Source organism: Luteibacter anthropi, from assembly GCF_023699965.1.
In the GTDB taxonomy this organism is placed as follows: Bacteria; Pseudomonadota; Gammaproteobacteria; order Xanthomonadales; family Rhodanobacteraceae; genus Luteibacter; species Luteibacter anthropi.
Genome location: NZ_CP077072.1, coordinates 2020662 through 2041479, shown reverse-complemented (window position 1 = coordinate 2041479; position 20818 = coordinate 2020662). Strand labels below are relative to the sequence as shown.

Annotated in this window: 16 protein-coding genes; 9 read left to right on the top strand and 7 right to left on the bottom strand. The window is 64.2% G+C overall.

Annotation, left to right across the window (positions count from 1 at the left end; genetic code table 11):
- The first annotated feature begins 78 nt into the window (after window positions 1-78).
- Window positions 79-864: a TatD family hydrolase gene (locus KR767_RS09020; RefSeq protein ID WP_250878883.1), complete on the top strand. Its 786-nt coding sequence runs from the start codon at window positions 79-81 to the stop codon at window positions 862-864.
- 16 nt (window positions 865-880) lie between these two features.
- Here KR767_RS09020 and KR767_RS09015 read toward each other — a convergent pair whose 3' ends face one another.
- The gene (locus KR767_RS09015; RefSeq protein WP_250878882.1) at window positions 881-2536 is read right to left on the bottom strand and encodes a Na+/H+ antiporter; all 1656 of its coding nucleotides are present in this window, start codon (window positions 2534-2536) and stop codon (window positions 881-883) included.
- Window positions 2537-3065: 529 nt separating this feature from the next.
- On the opposite strand from KR767_RS09015, the gene KR767_RS09010 reads away from it, so the two are divergent.
- Together KR767_RS09010 and KR767_RS09005 are read left to right on the top strand one after the other, a co-directional pair.
- Complete coding sequence (locus KR767_RS09010) at window positions 3066-6119, top strand: TonB-dependent receptor (protein WP_250878881.1); 3054 nt, start codon at window positions 3066-3068, stop codon at window positions 6117-6119.
- Between the two features lie 347 nt (window positions 6120-6466).
- Entirely contained in the window at window positions 6467-6808 is a 342-nt protein-coding gene (locus KR767_RS09005; RefSeq protein ID WP_166950674.1) for a hypothetical protein, read from the top strand.
- Window positions 6809-6830: 22 nt separating this feature from the next.
- Here the strand turns inward: KR767_RS09005 and KR767_RS09000 are convergent, their stop codons facing one another.
- A complete protein-coding gene (locus KR767_RS09000; RefSeq protein WP_250878880.1) occupies window positions 6831-7100 on the bottom strand; it encodes a hypothetical protein in 270 nt (89 codons plus the stop codon).
- Window positions 7101-7377: 277 nt separating this feature from the next.
- On the opposite strand from KR767_RS09000, the gene KR767_RS08995 reads away from it, so the two are divergent.
- Together KR767_RS08995 and KR767_RS08990 are read left to right on the top strand one after the other, a co-directional pair.
- Window positions 7378-10488 carry a TonB-dependent receptor gene (locus tag KR767_RS08995; protein ID WP_250878879.1) on the top strand — a complete coding sequence of 1037 codons (3111 nt, stop codon included), beginning with the start codon at window positions 7378-7380 and terminating at the stop codon, window positions 10486-10488.
- 796 nt (window positions 10489-11284) lie between these two features.
- Window positions 11285-11689, top strand: coding sequence for a hypothetical protein (locus KR767_RS08990; protein WP_250878878.1), 405 nt, complete (start codon window positions 11285-11287; stop codon window positions 11687-11689).
- 382 nt (window positions 11690-12071) lie between these two features.
- Here KR767_RS08990 and KR767_RS08985 read toward each other — a convergent pair whose 3' ends face one another.
- A complete protein-coding gene (locus KR767_RS08985; RefSeq protein ID WP_166950680.1) occupies window positions 12072-12680 on the bottom strand; it encodes a hypothetical protein in 609 nt (202 codons plus the stop codon).
- A gap of 110 nt (window positions 12681-12790) precedes the next feature.
- Window positions 12791-13600 carry an AMP nucleosidase gene (locus tag KR767_RS08980; protein WP_250878877.1) on the bottom strand — a complete coding sequence of 270 codons (810 nt, stop codon included), beginning with the start codon at window positions 13598-13600 and terminating at the stop codon, window positions 12791-12793.
- A 177-nt stretch (window positions 13601-13777) separates the two neighbouring features.
- Here KR767_RS08980 and KR767_RS08975 point away from each other — a divergent pair, with 177 nt between their 5' ends.
- Together KR767_RS08975 and KR767_RS08970 are read left to right on the top strand one after the other, a co-directional pair.
- Window positions 13778-14722 (top strand): DegV family protein, encoded by a 945-nt coding sequence (locus KR767_RS08975; protein WP_250878876.1) that lies wholly within the window; start codon window positions 13778-13780, stop codon window positions 14720-14722.
- Complete coding sequence (locus KR767_RS08970) at window positions 14722-15363, top strand: DUF4124 domain-containing protein (RefSeq protein ID WP_250878875.1); 642 nt, start codon at window positions 14722-14724, stop codon at window positions 15361-15363. The genes KR767_RS08975 and KR767_RS08970 overlap by 1 nt, the downstream gene beginning before the upstream one ends.
- A 6-nt stretch (window positions 15364-15369) precedes the next feature.
- On the opposite strand, the gene KR767_RS08965 is transcribed toward KR767_RS08970, so the two are convergent.
- Window positions 15370-16152: an SDR family oxidoreductase gene (locus KR767_RS08965; protein WP_250878874.1), complete on the bottom strand. Its 783-nt coding sequence runs from the start codon at window positions 16150-16152 to the stop codon at window positions 15370-15372.
- 59 nt (window positions 16153-16211) lie between these two features.
- On the opposite strand from KR767_RS08965, the gene KR767_RS08960 reads away from it, so the two are divergent.
- Window positions 16212-17027 carry an ABC transporter ATP-binding protein gene (locus KR767_RS08960; protein WP_250878873.1) on the top strand — a complete coding sequence of 272 codons (816 nt, stop codon included), beginning with the start codon at window positions 16212-16214 and terminating at the stop codon, window positions 17025-17027.
- 50 nt (window positions 17028-17077) lie between these two features.
- A complete protein-coding gene (locus KR767_RS08955) occupies window positions 17078-17299 on the top strand; it encodes a hypothetical protein (RefSeq protein ID WP_250878872.1) in 222 nt (73 codons plus the stop codon).
- Between the two features lie 98 nt (window positions 17300-17397).
- Here KR767_RS08955 and sppA read toward each other — a convergent pair whose 3' ends face one another.
- Both sppA and KR767_RS08945 read right to left on the bottom strand, forming a co-directional pair.
- The gene (sppA, locus tag KR767_RS08950; protein ID WP_166950692.1) at window positions 17398-19311 is read right to left on the bottom strand and encodes a signal peptide peptidase SppA; all 1914 of its coding nucleotides are present in this window, start codon (window positions 19309-19311) and stop codon (window positions 17398-17400) included.
- Window positions 19312-19367: 56 nt separating this feature from the next.
- Window positions 19368-20753 carry an MATE family efflux transporter gene (locus KR767_RS08945; protein WP_166950694.1) on the bottom strand — a complete coding sequence of 462 codons (1386 nt, stop codon included), beginning with the start codon at window positions 20751-20753 and terminating at the stop codon, window positions 19368-19370.
- Between the last annotated feature and the right edge of the window lie 65 nt (window positions 20754-20818).

Below are 20818 nucleotides of genomic sequence, written 5' to 3'. Positions count from 1 at the left end.
GTTTCAATTCATGGTCTTGCGCGGCGATACCACGCGCGCATACCACTTAAGAACCATCGTCCCAAAGCGAAAAGAATCATGCACTTGATCGACATCGGCGCGAACCTCACCCACGATTCCTTCCGTCAGGATTTTGGCGATGTACTGGCCCGGGCCCAGGCTCACGGCGTGGGCCGGATGATCGTCACCGGCGCATCGCGTGACGGCAGCGAGCACGCACTCGAACTGGCGCGGGCACATCCGGGCCTGCTCTACGCCACGGCCGGCGTCCACCCCCACCATGCCGTCGATTACGACGACGCAACCGATGCAAGGCTGCGCCAGCTGGCGGCACAGCCCGAGGTGCGTGCCGTGGGCGAAACCGGCCTGGACTACAACCGCAACTATTCGCCCCGCGACGTCCAGCGTGAGGTGTTCGAGCGGCAGCTTGCTATCGCGGTCGAGGCCGGCAAGCCGCTCTTCCTGCACCAGCGCGATGCCCACCACGATTTCCTCGCGATCCTGCGCCGCTATCGCGACCGCGTGCCCGCGGCCGTGGTGCACTGCTTCACGGACACGGGCGATGCCCTGCGTGATTATCTCGACCTGGATTGCCACATCGGCATCACGGGCTGGATCTGCGACGAGCGGCGCGGTGCCCACCTGCGTGAGCTGGTGAAGCTGATTCCCGCCAACCGCCTCATGATCGAGACGGATGCGCCCTACCTGCTTCCACGCACGCTGCGCCCGATGCCCAAGGATCGTCGCAACGAACCGATGTATCTTGCGCACATCCGCGACGAGGTGGCGAAGGATCGCAGGGAGTCCATCGACGAGCTGACCGCATCGACGATCCGCACCACGGAAGCCTTCTTCGGACTGTGAACCCAGAGCACGCGGATCACCCCGCGTGCAGCCCCGAGAGTGCCGCCTCGGCGAGATCCACCTCACGCAACAGCGTGCGCAGGGTCTCGTCGTTGATCTCGTGCCTGCGCCTCAGCGCATAGAGCTCCTGACGCTCCGCGCGCAGCGCGGCCAGGCGCATCACGCGCTCGGTACCCGCCTCGGCGCGTGCCTTCTCGGGCACGTCGCCCTCGTCACCTGCCGCCTCCAGGCGCTGCTGGTAATCGGAGACCACGCGCGCGGCCACGTGCGAGGCCAGCGCAATGGCGTTTTCGTCTCCGCCATCGTCTACCCGCTTCTGTTCCTCACCAATGGCCTTGAGTGCCGCTTCCGCGACCAGCGCCCGCGCCTTGCGTTCTTCACGCACCCGCGGATCTTCGCCGGGAAGCCTGAGGCCCTTCACCAGCAAGGGCAGGCCCACCGCACCGAAGATCAGCGTGCACAGGATCACGCCCGAAGCCAGGAAGATCATCAGGTCGCGAACCGGAAAGGGGCCGTCGCCCTTCATGATGGGAATCGACAGCACACCGGCCATCGTGATCGCTCCGCGCACGCCAGCCAGCGACGTCGTCCAGATCAATCGCGTGCCCGCCTTGGGCCGCTGCTCGCCACGCCGCAGCGCCCGCATCAGGGCAAAGCGCAGCGATACCCAGACCCATATGAAGCGCAGGATCACCAGGGCCAGCGTGATCGCGACCACGTAGGCAGCGAGGTACCAGAGGTGGCCACCACCGGCCTGCGCAAGGTCGACCTTTGCACCGGCGATGATGCCCGGTAGCTGCAGGCCCAGCAGGATGAAAATCAGGCCATTGAACGTGAACTCGACCATGGCCCATACCGCACCGGTCTGCATCCGCGTGGCGGAGTACGTGCCTTTGCGGATGTCGGTGTAGTTGAGCGTCATGCCTGCCGTCACGGCCGCAAGGATGCCGGATACATCGAAGTGCTCGGCAAGCAGATAGGCGGCAAACGGCAACAGCAGCAGCAAGACTACTTGGCTCGGCGGATCCATCTCGCCACTCCAGCGCACCAGGCGACGCCGGACGATGCCGAAGGCCTGGCCAACCAGCCAGCCGGCGGCGATGCCGCCTCCGGCCATGAGCAGGAAATCGAGCGTGGCGCTCTTCAGCGAGAAGCGACCGGTGAGTTCTGCCACGACGGCAAACTGCAGGGCGACCAGCCCGGATGCATCGTTGAACAACGCTTCACCGGACAGGATGTGCATCAACCGGGATGGCATCTTCGAGCCCCCGGTGATGGACGACACCGCCACCGCATCAGTGGGCGAAAGCACCGCGGCCAGTGCAAAGCCCACGGCCAGGGGCACGGTCGGAATCATCCAGTGAACGAAGTAACCGATGCCGACGATCGTGAAGAACACCAGGCCGACGGCAAGCGCCAGGATGGGGCCCCGCAGAAGAAACAGCTCGCGCTTTGGAATGCGCCATCCGTCCGCGAACAGCAAGGGCGGGATGAACAGCATGAGGAACAGGTCCGGATCGAAGTCCACATGCATGCCGAAGGGTCGTGCCAGCAGGGCGCCCAGTCCGATCTGGACCAGCGGCGTCGGCAGTTTTACCGGCAGCACCCGGGTAACCGCACCGGAAATGGCAACCACAAGCAACAGAACAAGGATGGTGATGACTAGGCTCATCGGCCCACGCTACCCAAGGCGGTCCGCGACAGGCAAGCATCCCGGACTGTGAGCCGTGCCGCAAAACCAGCGGCATGCCGATTCATCTGCCGGAATCCGGCATTCCTGATAATCGTAATATGTCATTAATTATTCGTAATTTCCTGCTTAGGACTAATTCCTATTGTTCCTAGGACTATCACGGGCTTACGTTATTTTCACGCGCCATATATGGCGCTGCCGGAAACCGCTCCAGGGGATTTATACGAGCGGCCACGGTTTATCACCACGGAACCGGTGTTTGTTTCACTTGGGGAGAATCCACATGGCACACATGCAACCGCCCATACCCCCTGCTACAGGCAAGCTTCCAGGCTCGCCTTGACGATGCGGTAGCGGCAGGCCCGCCAAGAGGCCCACCGCCCACCGCAGTGCACTCCCGTTCCGGTGATCCCACCGCCCCTTCCCGGGCGGAACGTCCGCGTGCCGCGCGGATGCGGGTCACCTCACCCCGATGTTCGTCATGCAATTCCTCAGGAGGGTAGGTCTCATGCAGTACGCAACACGTTCCATCGCACATCCGCGCCGAAAGCTCGCGCTGGCCGCCGCCATCGCCATGGCGATCGGCGGAGCGGGTAGCGCTCTCGCACAGAACAACAGCAGTGGTTACATCTACGGCACGGCGGCGCCGGGTGATGTCCTGCACATCGAGAACACCGGCACAGGCCTGACCCGCGATATCACCGCCGACAAGGATGGCAAGTACCGCGTCAATTCGCTGCCGATCGGCAACTACAACGTCAGCCTGATCCGCAACGGCACCACGGTCGATACGCGCAAGGATGTGGCGACCCAGATCTCGCTGGGTACCAATGTCTCCTTCAACGTAGCCGCTTCATCGAAGCAGGCCACCGACCTGAATGCCGTGCAGGTGAGCGCCAATGCCATGCCGAGCATCGACGTCAGCTCGGTGGACTCGCGCACCGTACTGAGCGCCGACCAGCTCTCCAAGCTGCCGATCGCACGTACGTCGATCAGCTCGATTGCCCTGCTTGCCCCGGGCACCACGCCGGCGGCACGCGGCTACGGCAATGCGCTTTCCTTCGGTGGCTCGTCAGCCTCCGAGAACTCTTACTACGTCAACGGTTTCCAGATCACGAACCCGCTCACGGGCGTGGGCTCGCGCCAGCTACCCTACGACGCCATCGACCAGGAACAGGTACTGATCGGCGGCTCCGGCGCCGAGTACGGCCGCACCACAGGCGGTGTGATCAACGTGGTGTCCAAGCGCGGTTCCAACGAGTGGAAGGGCGATGTCCAGGTGTTGTGGTCTCCGAGTGCGCTCCAGCAGACGCCTCGCAACATCAATCTGCGTGACGGCACCCGGTTCCAGCGCGGCAGTCCCTACACGTTGCGTGACCAGGACAACCTGCAGTACTCCGGTTCGCTGGGTGGTGCACTGATCAAGGACAAGCTGTTCATCTTCGCTGCCGCCGACTGGATCAAGCAGACCGGCAACTACACCGGCCCGAGCACGGTCAGTGACGACGAGAAGGACACCGCCAAGACCAAGCGCTGGCTGGGCAAGATCGACTGGAACATCACCGATAACCATATCGTGGAGTTCACCGGCATCGGCGATACCGAGACGACCGACAACCAGATCTATAACTACAGCTACCAGACCGGCCGGGGATCCTATCTCGGCAAGCAGTACACCAAGAACTACAACGGCACACAGACCAATGCGACGCCGGGCGGCCAGACGTACATCGGTCACTACACGGGTTACATCACCGACGACCTGACCATCAATGCCATGTATGGCCGGGCAAAGTCCAGCCACGAGCAGACCATCAACTCGGCCACCGGCCTTCCGTGTCCGGCCATTACCGACGATCGCGTGGCATTCGCAGGCCACCCGCAGACCGGTTGCAACATCGCGCCGACCTTCCTGCTGCCGGGCTCGAAAGACAGCACCAAGGGCTGGAGCTTCAATATCGAATACCGCATCGGCGATCACGATTTGCGTGCCGGCATGGACAACTATGTGCTCCGCGCCACCTGGGGTGCCGTTCCCGCCGGCGGCACGTCGTATACGTACAACGACCTTGGCGACGGTCAGGCCATCAGGGATCGCCTGACCAGCCTCGGCCTCGATCCGGGCTCGTACAACCCGGCGGACTTCCCGGGCGGCTACTACGTGGAATCCGCGGCGCTTGGCACCGGCACGTCCGCACGCACCAACCAGCGCTCCCAGTTCGTCGAGGATAACTGGCAGGTAACCGATCGCTGGCACGCTTATATCGGCCTGCGCAACGAACAGTTCACCAACTACAACGGTGCCGGCCAGGCATATGCCAGCTCACGCCACCAGCTCGATCCACGACTGGGCGTATCGTGGGACGTCTATGGCGACAGCTCGCTGAAGGTCTACGCCAACGCAGGCCGCTATCATCTGGGCCTGCCCACCTCCGTCGCCGTGCGTGGCGCCGGCCCGTCCACTTATCCGTCGCAGTACTTCGGCTTCACGGGTATCGACCCGGTCACCGGCGTGCCCACCGGACTGGTCCAGGGCAATTACTCGGGCCTGTTCTTCAACAACGGTGCCAACGGCGTACCGCCTGATGCGAAGACCGTCGCGGCGCAGCACCTGCATTCCTACTACCAGGACGAGTACATCCTCGGCTTCGACAAGCAGCTGGCGGATACCTGGACCTTCGGTGCGAAAACCATGTACCGAAAGCTGCGCAGCCTGATCGACGACACCTGCGACCCCCGTCCGTTCCAGGCCTGGGGTGCCGCCAACGGCCTGCTCGACGAGGTCAACGCCGGTATCGGCCGCAGCACCGGCTGCTACCTGTTCAACCCGGGCCGCGCGAACACCTTCACCCTTTCCCCGGCCCCTGGCCAGTACCTGAGCATCCCGCTCACAGCGGCACAGATCGGCGAGCCAAAGGCCAAGCGTGCGTACTGGATGCTCGACCTGTACCTGGAGCACCAGTTCAGCGACAAGTGGTATGGCAAGATCGACTACACGCTGTCACACAGCTACGGCAACTCCGAAGGCCAGCTTGACTCGGACATCGTGCAGGCCGACGTGTCCACGACCGAAAGCTGGGATTTCCCGGAGATCATGGAAAACACCAACGGCAACCTGCCGAACGACCAGCGTCACCAGCTGCGCATCTTCGGAACGTATACACCGACCGACGAATGGCAGTTCTCGACGGTGACGCGCATCGCCTCGGGCACGCCGGTCAGCTGCCTCGGCCTGCGTCCTTCCTCGGTGGGCGGCGATCCGTTCAACTACAAGAACAACTACTTCTGGTGCAACGGCGATCCGGCCAAGCGCGGTACGTTCGGGCGCACTCCATGGACCTACACCCTCGACGTCAGCGCCGCCTGGAAGCCGGCGTTCGCCGACCACAAGCTGACCTTCTCCGCGGACATCTTCAATCTCCTCGGCAAGCAGCAGGCAACCCAGCTGTATGAAACCGGCGAAACCCCGTCCGGCCTGCCCAACCCGCAGTACAAGCGTGCCCGCTCCTTCCAGGATCCACGCTATGTGCGCCTCGGCGCACGGTACGACTTCACGCTCTGACGCATAACAACAACAGCTGCACGTTTCCCCGGATATTGGCCGCTCCAGAAGGAGCGGCCTTTTTTTCGTCCTGGCATCGAAACATCATGCGAAGCTCCCGACGCGCCACAGCGCCGTGTCCGCATCCGACCTAACCAAAGGTCGTAGGAACATCCCTACAGGAACGCAATTTTCCTCGACATCGCCACCTGCTTCGATAGCGAATTCTTAAGTGCGCCATGCCTATCGTTCGATCGCTGGGGAACGCCAGCAAAGGGATCATCCATCCAACTACAAGGCTGCCCACATGGGCAGGAGGCTATGTAATGCGCTCTCTTAAGATAGTGGCATGCGTGGTATCAGTGGTTATGGCCGCAGGCATCGCAGCACCTGCGATGGCGGCAAGAAGCAACTCGATTTCAACCTCGTACTTCGATGCCCAGGGAAATTTCGTGGGGCAATCACTATACCCCTGCGAAAACAAGCATTTCGAAGGCGGCGAAGTCACCCAGTACAGTCTGACGCAGAGCTTTGGCTGCTATCTCGGTCCGCCGGCCAACGGTGAATCCGGTCTCGAGCCAAACGAGGTCTATTCCAATCCGCCGCCGGGATTCACGCAGGATCAGCTGTGTCACATCCTCGCCACGTATGGAGACCCGTGCGGCAATCCACCCGGATCGATTGCACCGATATTCGTCTGGGGACGATGACGGCAACGAATATGCCGTGAAGTCATAAACAGCTTTTACCCGTCCAGGAGCCGCTCAGCGATGAGCGGCTTTTTGCCGGAAAAAAGACAGGAGCCTGGGGTGCGCCCTGACCAGGGCTTCCCAGGCAGCCACTTCCCCCGATACCGGCCCCCGAACATGCCGGAACGGTCGTAATACATCGACCATCATATTTTTCGACGATAAATTTTTCTTTATGCAAAAACCAGCCGTCATCGCCAGTTTCTGCGCGAATGAGGCGTGAAACAGCCAAGGCTGCGGCAAGCCATTGCATTACGCATGGCATCACCCTTGCGAATCATTACTTAGCAATAGGGGCAAGTTCTTCCGTTCATGAAAATCCCATTGAGTGAATTCATCCAGAACCTGTAGCGTCCACTCACGTGTTGCAGTTTCGTTAACAGCGATACGGGGGGCGTCGGTAGGGGATACCGATGCATCAAAGGGGGCCTCGGACGGCCAGATCGATAGACATCACTCCGCCGTGCGTTCTCGCGGGAGCGGGACGTGGAGCGGTTTGCGACATTTGGCCAATGGCCGGGGAGACCATCATGAATTCGCGTCGTACTTACAGCGCCGGCAGGCGCTCGCTTGCACTTGCCATTGCGGTAGGCCTGGGCATCGTTTCCACCCAGGGCTTCGCGCAGAGCACCGTCGGCAGCGTCTACGGCGTTGCCGATGCCGGTGCCACCGTCACGGCAACCAATACGGGCAACGGCGCTGGCCGTTCGGCCACGGCCGGTAGCGACGGCCGCTTCAACATCACCTCGCTGTCGCCGGGCAACTACAAGATCACGCTCACCAGCAAGGGGCACGAAGAAACCCGTGAAGTACAGGTCGTCGCCGGCCAGAACTTCAACCTCAGCGTTGCCGCCGCAGCAGCCAGCACGTCGGCGAATGCCGAAGACCTCGGCGCCGTGTCCGTCACGGCCAATGCCCTGCCGCCCATCGACGTGACCTCGGCACAGACCAGCACGGTGATGACCTCCGAGCAGATCAAGGCCCTGCCGCTGGCACGCAACCAGACCGCCGTGGCCCTGCTGGCGCCCGGCGCAACCCGCGGCGACAGCGCCTTCGGCAACCTGGCATCGTTCGGCGGTGCGTCGGTCGCCGAGAACAGCTACTACGTCAACGGCTTCAACGTCACCAACTTCTTCCAGAGCCTTACCTATTCGCAGGTGCCGTTCGAAGCGATCGATTCGGAAGACATCCAGGACGGCGGCTACGACGCGCGCTACGGCAACTCCACCGGCGGCGTGATCTCGGTCAACACCAAGCGCGGCACCAACGAGTGGAAGGGCGGCATCGACTACACCTGGAATCCTTACCAGCTGCAGTCCAACCAGCCAAACATCTACCTGCAGAACGGCGTGCTGTATCGCAATACCCGCCACAACGAAAACTACCTGGTGGGCAACAACAACACGGGTAATGCAACCGACTTCGGCCAGCGCTGGAATGCATGGCTTGGCGGCCCGCTCATCAAGGACAAGCTGTTCATGTTTGCCCTGGTGGGCGGCACGCGCACATCGGATGAGCACTATGGCACCGCCAGCGGCTCGGGCAGCTACAACCACACGACGATCAAGGACCCGCGTTACCTGGTCAAGCTCGACTGGAACATCAACGACAGCAACATCCTCGAGTACACCGGTTTCAACGACACCAGTACCGAAACCCAGAACATCTACGCCTACTCGACCGATGCAAACGGCCAGCCGCACCAGGGTGCCTATCGCGGCCAGGTGTACGACAAGTTCGGTGGCATGACCAACATCCTGAAGTACACCAGCTACATCACGGATGACTTCACCCTCACCGCGCAGTACGGCAAAAGCAAGAACCTCCGCGACAACCGCGCAGTAGCGGCCAATGGCGTAGTGGAAGAGTACGACGGCAACATCTTCGACGCAGCCAACTCTCCCGGTTGCCCGGGCATCACCGACAATCGCCGCCCGGTGCTGGCCGGCGCCGCTGCATATCCGCACTGCTCGTTTGCAGGAACGCTCAACACACCGGACGGCGAAGACAAGCGCGGCTCTGGTCGCATCGACTTCGAGTACCACCTGGGCGACCACGACCTGAAGGCCGGCTGGGCACGCGATCACTTCACCACGGACACCGGTTCCGCCTATGAAGGCGGTGCGCTCTACACTTACAGCTCGATCCCGCAGTCCATCCTCGGTCACGCCCCGGGCCTGGATCCGGCCGACAGCGTGGTCCAGCAGACGATCTTCGCCACCGGCGCCAAGGTGGGCATCACGCAGAAGTCGTACTACCTGCAGGACGAGTGGCACGTCACCGACAACTTCATAGCCCGCATCGGCGTGCGCAATGACGGTTTCGAAAACACCAACAGCCTCGGCCAGACCTATGTGAAGCAGGTGCACAGCTGGCAGCCACGCCTGGGCTTCTCGTGGGACGTCAACGGCGACTCCACGCTGAAGGTCTACGGTAGTGCCGGCGATTACTCGCTGCCGCTCGACGGCAATGTGGCCCTGCGTGGTGCGTCCGCCTCGCTGTATACCTCGCAGTACTTCAGCTACACGGGCATCAACCAACTCACCGGCGCACCGACGGGCCTGGGCGCGCTTCCCGCCGCCTACCTCGCGCAGTTCCCGGCACGCGGTGAACCGTCGTACCAGAACGGCGAAGCCGGCGTGGTGCCGAACCCGGGCGCCGTCGCCACCAAGGATCTCAAGCCGTTCAAGCAGCGTGAGTTCATCCTCGGTGCGCAGCAGCAGGTGGCGGACTGGACGCTCGGCGTGAAGGCCATCTACCGGAAGATCCTCACCGGCATCGACGACTCGTGCGACTTCCGCCCGATCGCCAAGTACGCCAACGCTACCTACGGCCTGAACCTCGACACCACCAGCCTCACGCCGGACGCAACCAACGTGCCGGGCTGCTACATCTTCAACCCGGGCAGCCAGGTCACGCTGAATACGCCGGTCGACGCCACGGGCAAGCTGTACCAGATCCACCTGTCGGGTGCCGACATCGGCGAGCCGAAGTACAAGCGTGCGTATGAAGCCCTCCAGCTCACCGCGGAACGCAACTTCGACAACACCTGGTACCTGAAGGCGTCGTACGTGTGGTCGCACCTGCGCGGTAACTCCGAAGGCGGCGTCGATTCCAGCAACGGCCAGGCCGACACCGGCACGACCGAGCTGTTCGACTATCCGGAAATCATGGCAGGCACCAACGGCTACCTGCCGAACGACCGCAAGCACACGGTCAAGATCTACGGTGCATGGCAGATCAACAACGAGTGGATGGTGGGCGCCAATGGCGTGTTCCAGACCGGTCGTCCGGAAAACTGCTACGGCCTGAACCCGATCGACGGCCAGGTCAACGGCGGATACGGCTCCGGTTCGTACCTGTACTGCGACGGCATGATCGTGCAGCGCGGTTCGGTCGGCCGTACGCCGAGCACCTGGAACATCGACCTGAACGCGTCGTACAAGCCGACGTGGGCACGCGGCGTCACTCTTTCCGCGAACGTCTTCAACGTGTTCAACAAGCAGCACGTCACGACGATCAACGAAGTGGGTGAAGACGCCAACGGCGGATCGCTGGCCGGCACCACGTACAAGATCCCCACGGGCTTCCAGACGCCACGCTACGTACAGCTCTCGGCGGAATACGACTTCTCGCTCTAACCCTTTCCGCCATTACAACGAGACAGGGTGCGCGTTCCGGCAAGGAACGCGCCATCTTGCAACGCTCCCCAGATCGCCGCCCGCTCCCACGGGCGGCTTTTTTTCGCCCTTCCCTGTAGGAGCGCGCCTCGCGCGCGACCAGTTGAAACGGTGCGCTCCGTAGTAAAGCAGCCCATGTGGTGCGTCGCTCCGTAGGAAGGGCTCGCCTATCAGCCTCGCATCGGCGCTCATACGTGGCGGAGCAGAGGCGACGGGGGCGGCCCTTGGCGCGCCGGCCTGCGGTGTCCCTCGGGAAAGGAGGAGCCGCTACGCGGCTCAGTGTCTTATGGCTTCGCCCCTTCGGGCACGGGGAGCGGGCGGGGTTTTTCGACTCGGCCTCCGTGCCTCGGCGAAAAAGGCCGGCCTTCCTGGCCGGCCCCGCTACGCGGCCTTATCCGCCCACTCCCCTCACCTCCATCAAGTCGCGCCAAGGGCCGCCCCCGCCGCCTCTGTCGAACGTCATCGCAGCTTGTTGTAGGAGCGCGCCTGCGCGCGACCGGTTGTCGCGAAAATTTTCATCGTTTCGATATCACCGGTCGCGCGCAAGGCGCGCTCCTACAGGGATTGCGTATCGCTGGATGGGTATCGAGCCGATCGGCGCCAAAGCCGATGCAGCATGATCGTGTTTGCTGGCGAATCGGGGCGCTGGGTTCCTGCATGCGCAGGAACGACGTGTATCGCATGGGCCTGCAATGCACGAAGCAGGCGACCGTGCGCCGCATGTGGGATGAGGTGTGTGCGCTGGAGGGTCGAAATAATGACGCAGCGAGTCGAAGTGGCAAAAGTCGTCGGCGGGTTGATTCTGCTCGGGATCCATATCGCGACGTTATTGGGGAAGCGGGAGCATGGCGATCCGTTGGCGAAGGGTGTGCGGTGGAATGTGGATCTGGGAGCTGCCTTGTTTATGGTCGCGGCGCTGGCTGCGCCGGTGTTGGCGTCGGAGTCATGCACGGTGATCGGGTCGGAGTGGACGCTGGATATCGCTGGGGCATTGTTGTTCGGAGCGGCGATGTGGTTGGGCTGGTTGGCGCCAGGAGAGGCCTGGCCCGCACCGCCTCCCGTGTACGAGCGCGCCTTGCGCGCGACCGGGGTATCGCAATCGATGAAAATTTTCGCGACAACCGGTCGCGCGCAGGCGCGCTCCTACAACAAGCTGCGATGACGTTCGACAGAGGCGGCGGGGGCGGCCCTTGGCGCGACTTGATGGAGGTGAGGGGAGCGGGCGGAAAAGGCCGCGAAGCGGGGCCGGCCAGGATGGCCGGCCTTTCCTGCCGAGGCACGGAGGCCGAGTCAGGAAACCCCGCACGCTCCCCGGGCCCGAAGGGGCGTAAGCCATAAGACACTGAGCCGCGCAGCGGCTCCTCCTTTCCCGAGGGACACCGCAGGCCGGAGCGCCAAGGGCCGCACCCGTCGCCTCGTGCGCCGCCACGCTCACGCGCCGAGCGCGAGGCCGACAGGCGAGCCCTTCCTACGGAGCGACGCACCACAGGGGCTGCTTTACTACGGAGCGCACCGTTTCAGCCGGTCGCGCGCGAGGCGCGCTCCTACAGGGGGGGTAGCCAGGGTTCTCCTCTTATGCCGTAGCGGAAGACTACTGAGATCTTTCGCTGGTGTAGCGTGGGCATCGAGTCGTGCAGTACTTCGCGTCCTTTCATGACTACCAGGGCGCCGGCGCGGGGGAGGTAATGGCGTTGCTCCGTGCATGCCTGCGTGCGCGGGATTTCCATGCGCAATGCGGCTTCGCTGTTCGTGGTGAGGAAGAGCAGTGCCGTGATGCCGTTGTCGTCGTAGTGGACGCCCTGTGCGCCGCCGCCTGCCGGGTAGGCGCGGATGTTGATGGCGGCTCGGCGGCTCGGCGAGAGCACGACGTCCTGTGAGGTGATGGCGGTGACCAGCGGCAGGCTGGCCTGGTACAAGGCCGCGAGTTCCGGCAGGTGCAGGCGGACGTCGTCGCCGTCGAAGAGGTGGTGGTAGCACCCTTCCCCGCCGGGCGAGCGGCGGTCTACCAGCCTTACCTGGCCTTCCGCAATCAGCCAGTCGATGCGGCGGCGGAGGATGCCGCACTGTTCCTCGTCAATGAGGTCTTCCACCACCGTGGCGTAGTCGTAGTGGTATTCGCGCACGTGGCGCGACAGCTCGAAACTTTCAGACATGATCCAACTCCCATGCGAACCGGTCCGCGGGAAGCTATCGGTCCGGTTCGCAGGGATATATGGAAGGATTCTGAAAAATGGGTCGGATCAGTGGAGATTGCGGCCCGCGATCACAGAATCGAACCGTCGTCGTCACCGTCGCCATCATCCGCGAAGCGCAGGTGCTTCACGCTGCGGCCGTGGCGGCGGACTAGCTTCAGAGCCTCGACGCCCACCTTGATGTGCCGCTCGACGAAGTTGGCCGTGACCGCCGCGTCGCTGGATTCGGTCTTCACGCCCTCGGGGATCATCGGCTGGTCGGAGACCAGCAGCAGCGCGCCGCAGGGGATGTGGTTGGCGAAGCCTGCCGCGAAGATCGTGGCCGTTTCCATGTCGATGGCCATGGAGCGGGTGCGGCGCAGGTATTCCTTGAAGCCGTCGTCATGTTCCCAGACCCGGCGGTTGGTGGTGTACACCGTGCCCGTCCAGTAGTCGTGGCCCAGGTCGCGGATCATCGTGGAGACGGCGCGCTGGAGCTGGAAAGCCGGCAGCGCCGGTACTTCGGGCAGCAGGTAGTCGTTGGAGGTGCCCTCGCCGCGGATGGCCGCAATCGGCAGGATCAGGTCACCGATGGCGTTCTTCTTCTTGAGACCACCGCACTTGCCGAGGAATAGCACCGCCTTGGGCTCGATGACGCTGAGCAGGTCCATCACGGTGGCCGCGTTCGGGCTGCCCATGCCGAAGTTGATCAGGGTGATGCCGTCGGCCGTGGCATTGGGCATGGGCCGGTCGCGGCCACGTACCTCGACGCCGTGCTCCAGCGCAAAGCGCTCGACGTAATGGCCGAAGTTGGTCAGCAGGATGTGCTGGCCGAAAGCCTCCAGGGGGATGCCCGTGTAGCGGGGCAGCCAGTTGGAAACGATCTCGTTCTTGGTTTTCATGGGGAATCCGGTTCGCGCTTGCGCCGGCGGCAGGCGGGGCCAGACAGGGCCGACGGCGCGGTTACCGGCGACGCCACGCCGGCGAGGTGCCAATTGATTCGTGCAAGTGTAGCATCCGCCGCAAGCGGCGCGTGGCGGAGCGCGACGGGTGATCCGGACGTCGCCGGGGGATGACCGATGCGGATCGGAATGGCGATCGATGCGGCCTGCGATGTTCCGCAGGCGTTCCTGGATGCCCATGGCATCGCGGTGATGCCCATCACCGTGCGGGTCGACGACCAGCGCTTCCACGACGACCGGGCTCCGGCGGAGATCCTGCGTTTCCGCCAGCAGCGGCTGGGCAGCCGAAGCCATGCCGCCGAAACCGAGCCCAGCTCGGTCACCGAGGTGCAGAACCTGTTCCTGGACAGGATGGTGCGGGAGTACGACTGCGTGGTCTGCCTCACCATCATGGCCACGCGCAGCCCGATCCACGACAACGTGATCAAGGCCAGCTTCGCCATCCTGAAGAATTACCGCCCGGTGCGTGAAGCGGCTGGCCTAGGTGGTCCGTTCCTCATGCGCGTGGTGGATACCCGAAACATCTTCGCCGGCTCCGGGCCGGCCGTCGCGGAGACGGTGCGGATGATCGCGGCAGGACACTCCCCGGCGGAAGTCCGCGAACGTGCCGCGCATGTCGCGGACCACAGCTACGGATACATGCTGCCGCGCGATCTCAACTACCTGCGCTCCCGTGCACGCAGCAAGGGCGATCGCAGCGTGAGCTTCCTCAGCTCCATGCTTGGTACGGCGCTGGACATCAAGCCGATCCTGCGTGCGCATCGCGGCGAAACCGGCCCTGTCGGCAAGGTCCGTGGTTTCGAGCACGGGGCTCAGCTGTTGTTCGACTATGCAGCGAAACGCGTGCAGGCCGGCCTGCTGGTGCCTTCGCTCTCGCTCAGCTACGGCGGCGACCTGGACGACCTGCGCAACCTCCCTGGCTATGACGCACTCGTGCGCATCTGCAACGAGACGGGCGTGCAGGTGCTCGAAACCCCCATGGGTATCACTGGCATGGTCAACGTCGGCGAAGGCGCGATCACGCTGGGACTGGCATCCGAAGATCACGTCGCGACGTTCTGATGCCGGCATGTCGCTACATCGCCAGCATCGTGCTCCTTGCGCTGCCTTGTGCGCTGCAAGCACAGACGGTCTACAAGTGCGTGGCCCACGGCGAGACGAGTTACCAGCAATCACCCTGCGCCACGAACCAGAAACAGGAAACGATCCGGCTCGAGGTTCCCGGGCCGACGACAGCGCCGGCGCCCGTGCCTGCGCCACCACCGCGCGTGGCCGATGCCGCGCCGCCTCCGCTGCCGCCTCCTGCGCCCCGTCCCCCGCCGCGTATGTATGGCTGCATCCGTGCCACCGACGGCAAGCCCTATACGAGCCCCACCGGGCAGACGCAACCCTACATGGCACCGTTCGGCGTGCTGGGCGCGGTAAGTTCGGGGTTGGCGGATGCCTATGGCAGTCCCAACGCCGCGGTCGCCTCCGCACCGGAACTCAATCGCGGCAAGGGGAATGTCGGTGCGCTCGTAAACAGCAACTACGTCTGGGTGCAGGACAGCTGCCGCGAACTCAGCCCGGCCGAAACCTGCCAGGTATTGCGCGATGACGCCGACGCCAACGACAAGGCACTGCGCAACGCCTTCAGCAGCCAGCGGGCTCCGTTCGAAGCACGCGAGGCCGAGCTGCGTAGGCAACTGGCCTCGTGCCGCTGACGCGCATCAGAAGCCGTAGCGCAGGAAACCACCGTCGACGGCGACGATTTCGCCGGTGACGTAACTGGATGCAGGCAGGCACAGGAAGGCCACGGCGCCGGCCACTTCTTCCGGCTCACCGATACGCCCCATCGGCGTGCGGTCGAGCACTTCTTCCAGGTAGTCCGCATCGGCCAGGGCCGGCTCGCTGCGCTGCGTGCGGATATACCAGGGTGCCACGCCGTTGACGCGGATGCCGTCTTCCGCCCATTCGCAAGCGAGGTTACGCGTGAGTTGATGCAAGGCGGCCTTGGTCATGCCATAGGGCGCACCGGTGCGCACATGGGTGATGCCCGATACCGAGCCGATGTTCACGATGGCGGCATTCGCGTGCTGCACGAGATGCGGATGCGCGAGCCGGCACATCTCGAAAGCGGAATACACGTTCAGTTCGAAGATGTCGCGGTATTCGTCAGGCTCGTAGTCGAGCGCGGCCTTCACGGCATTGCCGCCGACGTTGTTCACCAGCACCGACAGGCTCGTGCCCAGGTCGGCCACCCAGTCGAACACGGCAAGGCGATCCTCGTGGTCGGTCATGTCGGCCGCCATCCACAGGATTTCGCTTTCCGGGCATTCGTCGGCCAGTTCGTCGCTGATCTGTTGCAGGGCGATTTCGTCGCGCGCAACAAGCAGCACGTTGGCGCCGAGCACGGCCAGTTCGCGTGCGCAAGCTTGCCCGATGCCCTTGCTTGCGCCGGTGACAAGGGCCGTACGGCCGTCCAGACGCCAATGGGTCAGTCGTGGGTGCATGGGAGACTCCTGATCATGACGGCATGGTACAAGGAGGGGACCACCCGAGGGACTTTCCCATGACGCCGACGGACCTGGACCCGACTTCGCCCCTGCTCGCCATCGATCGTGCCACCGTGCTCCGCGAAGAGCGCCGCCTGCTCGACGGGCTGTCACTCACGATCGCCCAGGGACAGCACACGGCCATCCTCGGCCCGAACGGTTCCGGCAAGTCCACGCTGGTGAAGCTGATCGAACGGCGCCTGTATCCGCTGGTCCACGAGGACGGCTCGCCGGTACTGCAGGTGTTCGGACGCGACCGCTGGAGCGTGGCCGACCTGCGTTCCCTTCTGGGCGTGGTGTCCTCCGACCTGCGCCGCGAGTTCGAAGCCACCCACGAAGCGGCACTGAACGCCGTGCTGTCCGGCTTCTTTGCCTCGATGACGCTGGGCCTGGACCACATCGTAGACGACAGCATGCGTGCGCGGGCCATGGATGCCCTGGCCCGTGTCGGTGCCACGCACCTCGCGCGGCGTGACATCTCCACGCTGTCCACGGGCGAGGCACGACGCGTGCTCATCGCCCGTGCGCTGGTGCACCAGCCTCGGGCGCTGCTGCTCGACGAACCCTGCGCAGGGCTGGACCCGGGCACCCGCCGGCGTTTCCTCGACCTGCTGCGCCAGCTGGCACAGGAGGGCACCACGCTGGTCCTGGTCACCCATCACGTGGAGGAAATCGTGCCGGAGATCGGCCACGTGGTGATGCTGCGCAATGGGCGGCTATTCGAGGAAGGCCCGAAAGACCGCCTGCTTGCCGATGAGCAGCTGTCGTCGTTGTTCGACTGGCGCATGGAAGTGGACCGGATCGACGGCTTTTACGGCGCGCGATTGCGCTGAGCCGGTCGCAGCGCGAGACTCGGGTGTGCCCGAAGTCGAGGACCACCGCCATGATCCGTCGTATCGCGTTTACCGCCCTCGTGCTGGCGTGTGCCGCATGCTCCAAGCCGCAGCCACCCCAGCAGGACCCGCCGAAGCCACAGGCCCAGGCCGCCGTGTCGGTGCCCTGGCAGTCGATGGAAGACCAGAAGAAGAAGGCGCAGGACGTGCAGAAGGTCGTGGACAAGCAAGCCGACGACCAGCGCAAGGCCATCGAGGCCCAGGAACAATAATGTAGGAGCGCGCCTCGCGCGCGACCGGTTATCGCGATATCCGTCAATAGGATTCATGTCGCGATAACCGGTCGCGCGCGAGGCGCGCTCCTACAGGTTTAGCGGGGCGAGCAGAAGCAGTAGGCGTAGACGTTGGGCTTGCCCGCTTCCGCCGTGCGGAACAGCGCGAACTCCGGCGCCAGCTTCGGCAGCATCGCTACCCATGACGGCAGGCGCAGGCCCATCGACATCGCCACGCGCGCTTCGCCGCTGTCACCCACGCTCGCCATGAAGCGCTCCAGCGTACCCATGGGCTTCTCTGCGTAACGCACCTTGAAGTCCTTGCCGAGGTTGGCTTCCTGCGCGGCGTCGCGAATGGCGTCGTCGAGGTTGCCCAGCTTGTCGACCAGGCCACGATCCTTCGCCTGCGCACCCGTCCAGACACGCCCCTGGGCGATGGCGTCGATGGCGGCGAAGTCCTTGCCGCGCGCCTTGGCCACGTTGCCTACGAAGTCGCGGTAGCCCTTGTCGATGATGCTCTGGATCAGCACGCCGACTTTCGGCTCCAGCGGACGGGTGATGTCGAACGCACCGGCCAGCGGACCCGTGCTCACGCCGTCGCTCTTCACGCCGATCTTCGCCAGCGTGTCGGGCACGGTGTAGAACATGCCGAAGATGCCGATCGAGCCGGTGATGGTGTTTGGCTCGGCGTAGATGCGATTCGCATTCATCGAGATCCAGTAGCCGCCGCTGGCAGCCACGTCGCCCATGGACACGATCACCGGAATGCCCGCCTCGCGGGTGAGCTGTACCTCGCGACGGATCTGCTCGGCGGCATAGACCTCGCCACCGGGCGAATTCACGCGCAGCACCAGCGCATGAGTGCGCTGGTCGTTGCGTGCGGCACGAATGAGCGCCGCCGTGGATTCACCACCGATGGAGCCCTGCGCCTGCTTGCCGCCGCTGATCTCGCCTTCGGCCACCACCACGGTGACGGCAGGGCCCGTCTGCAACAGATCGATATTGGTGAGGCCCCTGGCCGTGAGGTAACCGGCCAGGTCGACCTGGCGGAAGCCCTGGTCCTTCTTGCCGGCCGGCACGCCGTCCTTGCGCAGCATCTTCACGAAGTCCTGCTCGGTGGCGAGGCCATCGACCAGTTTCTCCTGCACGGCCAGGTCGGCGAGATTGCCCTTCGCGTTCTGCACGCGCTCGGCCAGCCCGTCGACATCGGCACGCAGTGCCGCCGGATCAAGATGGCGCAGCGTGGCGATCTCGTCGATCCAGGTCGACCACAGGCCACCCAGCCAGAACGCATCGGCTTCCTTCGACTCCGGGGAGGCATGGTCGAGGATGAAGGGTTCGGCCGCGCTCTTGAACTGGCCCACGCGGAACAGGTGCACCTGCACGCCCAGGCGGTCGAGCATGTCCTTGTAGAACAGCCGGTAGTTGGCCAGGCCCGTGGCGATCACGCCACCTTCCGGATCGAGGTAGATCTTGTCCGCATGCGCGGCGAGGTAGTACTGGCCCTGTTCGAGGCTGGATGCCCACACCAGCACCGGCTTGCCCGACGCACGGAAGCGGTCGAGGGCCGCACCCACTTCGCGCAGCGCGGCGAAGCCACCGGCTTCCAGCTTGTCGGGGCGCAGTACGATGCGGCTCACGCTCGCATCGTTCGCGGCGGTGTCGATGGCGCGTACCAGGTCGCGCACCTGCACCTGCTTCACGCCGTCGCCCGAGAGCTTCGCCACCGCACGCGAGAAGGCATCGGCGCTGTACTGCTCCACCAGTGCGCCTTCCGGCGCCAGCACCAGCACGCTCTTTTCCTGCACCACGTTGCCGCGGCTGCCGACGAACAGCACCAGGGCAAAGACGGCGATCAGGCCGAAAAAGAATACGTTGAGGACGATGAGCCGGATCAGGTTCAGCCCGTGCCCGAACCCCCGCAGGAACCTGCCGAAACCGCCACGGCGACGCGGCGCGGGCTGGGCCTGGCGCGGAAGCGGCGGCGGTACGTGGTCGAGATGATCCGACATCGGGATGGTTTCCTTTGAAGACTTTGGGGCGAGCGTAACCCGTCAGGGCGTACGCATCACGTGTGGAATGGCATGGGCGCCGGATCGGGGTTTTCGGGCCAGTGAGGGCGGCCGCTGCTACGCCAGAAACGCGCGAACAGCAGGATGGCCGCCATGCTCAGGCCAGCGATGAGACCCATCCACATGCCACGGGCGCCGAGGTTGTGCTGGAAGGCCAGCCACCAGCCGATGGGCATGCCCACGAACCAGTAGGCGAACAGGGTGATGACCATGGGGACACGGGTGTCCTTCAGGCCACGCAGGGCGCCGTTGGACGCCACCTGGATGCCGTCGGAGAACTGGAAGAACCCGGCCAGGATCAGCAGCTGCGAGGCCATGGCAATTACCGCCGGATCGTTCGTATACAGGCTCGCGATCGGCACGGCGAACAGCAGCATGGCGCCCGACGACAGGCATTGCGTCACCAGCACCAGAGAAATACCGGAGAGACCGGCATAACGCACCGCCAGCGCATCGCGCCGGCCCACCGCATTGCCGACCCGCACCGTGATCGCCATCGACAGGCCCAGCGGGATCATGAAGGCCACCGAGGCCACGTTGAGCGCCACGTGATGGCTGGCCGTGACCGTTTCGCCCAGGCGGCCGATCAGCAGTGCCACGGCGACGAAGAGGCCGGCTTCCATGAGCAGGGTCACCGCCATGGGCACGCCCACGTGCAACAACTGGGTGATCTGCTTTCGATCCGGCCGGGCCATGCGCTGGCGCAGGTTTAGATCGCGATAGTTGCGATGCTTCAGCACGTAGATGCCGAAACCAATCATCTCCAGCCACAGCACGATGGCCGTGGCGATGCCGCTGCCGCGCGCGCCCATCACCGGGAAACCGAGCTTGCCGTACATCAGCACGTAGCCCAGGGGCGCCAGGATCACCAGGCCGCCGAAGCTGAAATACATGGAAGGCCGCGGCATCGACAAGCCTTCGGATAGCCCTCGCAAGGCGAAATACGTGGTGAGTGCCGGCGCGGCGAACGCGATGGCATGCAGGAATGCCTGCACGTCGGCGCGCATGGATTCCACCACGCCGAACACGGCCATCAGCGGCGAGGCGTGCCACACACCGAAGCCCAGCAGGATGCCCAGGCCCCAGGCGATATAGAGCGCCTGGTGGAAGGTGGCGCCGATCTCGCTGCGCCGACCCGCACCGTCGAGCTGGGCGACCGTGGGCGGAACGGCCATCATGGTGCCGATGCCGGTGACGATGGCGAGCGCCCAGATATTGGCGCCCGTGACAACGGACGCCTGCGTGTGCGCGCCCTGGTGCCCGGCGAGCACGGCGTCCACGACATTGGTTCCGATGGCGGAAAGCTGCGCCGCGATCATGGGCAACGCCAGTCGGAAGGTGGCGCCGACCTCGCGACGCGCACGGGAGCGGTCGATGGGCATGGCTGGAAACTACCTTGTAGGGCCGCCTATTGTAGCCGCTGGCGTGCCATCATCCCCACCCAAAA

Coding starts and splice junctions, on each gene's coding strand:
- KR767_RS09020 (WP_250878883.1), top strand. CDS start 79: ATGCACTTGATCGACATCGGCGCGAACCTCACCCACGATTCCTTCCGT.
- KR767_RS09015 (WP_250878882.1), bottom strand. CDS start 2,536: ATGAGCCTAGTCATCACCATCCTTGTTCTGTTGCTTGTGGTTGCCATT.
- KR767_RS09010 (WP_250878881.1), top strand. CDS start 3,066: ATGCAGTACGCAACACGTTCCATCGCACATCCGCGCCGAAAGCTCGCG.
- KR767_RS09005 (WP_166950674.1), top strand. CDS start 6,467: ATGGCCGCAGGCATCGCAGCACCTGCGATGGCGGCAAGAAGCAACTCG.
- KR767_RS09000 (WP_250878880.1), bottom strand. CDS start 7,100: ATGCAATGGCTTGCCGCAGCCTTGGCTGTTTCACGCCTCATTCGCGCA.
- KR767_RS08995 (WP_250878879.1), top strand. CDS start 7,378: ATGAATTCGCGTCGTACTTACAGCGCCGGCAGGCGCTCGCTTGCACTT.
- KR767_RS08990 (WP_250878878.1), top strand. CDS start 11,285: ATGACGCAGCGAGTCGAAGTGGCAAAAGTCGTCGGCGGGTTGATTCTG.
- KR767_RS08985 (WP_166950680.1), bottom strand. CDS start 12,680: ATGTCTGAAAGTTTCGAGCTGTCGCGCCACGTGCGCGAATACCACTAC.
- KR767_RS08980 (WP_250878877.1), bottom strand. CDS start 13,600: ATGAAAACCAAGAACGAGATCGTTTCCAACTGGCTGCCCCGCTACACG.
- KR767_RS08975 (WP_250878876.1), top strand. CDS start 13,778: ATGCGGATCGGAATGGCGATCGATGCGGCCTGCGATGTTCCGCAGGCG.
- KR767_RS08970 (WP_250878875.1), top strand. CDS start 14,722: ATGCCGGCATGTCGCTACATCGCCAGCATCGTGCTCCTTGCGCTGCCT.
- KR767_RS08965 (WP_250878874.1), bottom strand. CDS start 16,152: ATGCACCCACGACTGACCCATTGGCGTCTGGACGGCCGTACGGCCCTT.
- KR767_RS08960 (WP_250878873.1), top strand. CDS start 16,212: ATGACGCCGACGGACCTGGACCCGACTTCGCCCCTGCTCGCCATCGAT.
- KR767_RS08955 (WP_250878872.1), top strand. CDS start 17,078: ATGATCCGTCGTATCGCGTTTACCGCCCTCGTGCTGGCGTGTGCCGCA.
- sppA (WP_166950692.1), bottom strand. CDS start 19,311: ATGTCGGATCATCTCGACCACGTACCGCCGCCGCTTCCGCGCCAGGCC.
- KR767_RS08945 (WP_166950694.1), bottom strand. CDS start 20,753: ATGCCCATCGACCGCTCCCGTGCGCGTCGCGAGGTCGGCGCCACCTTC.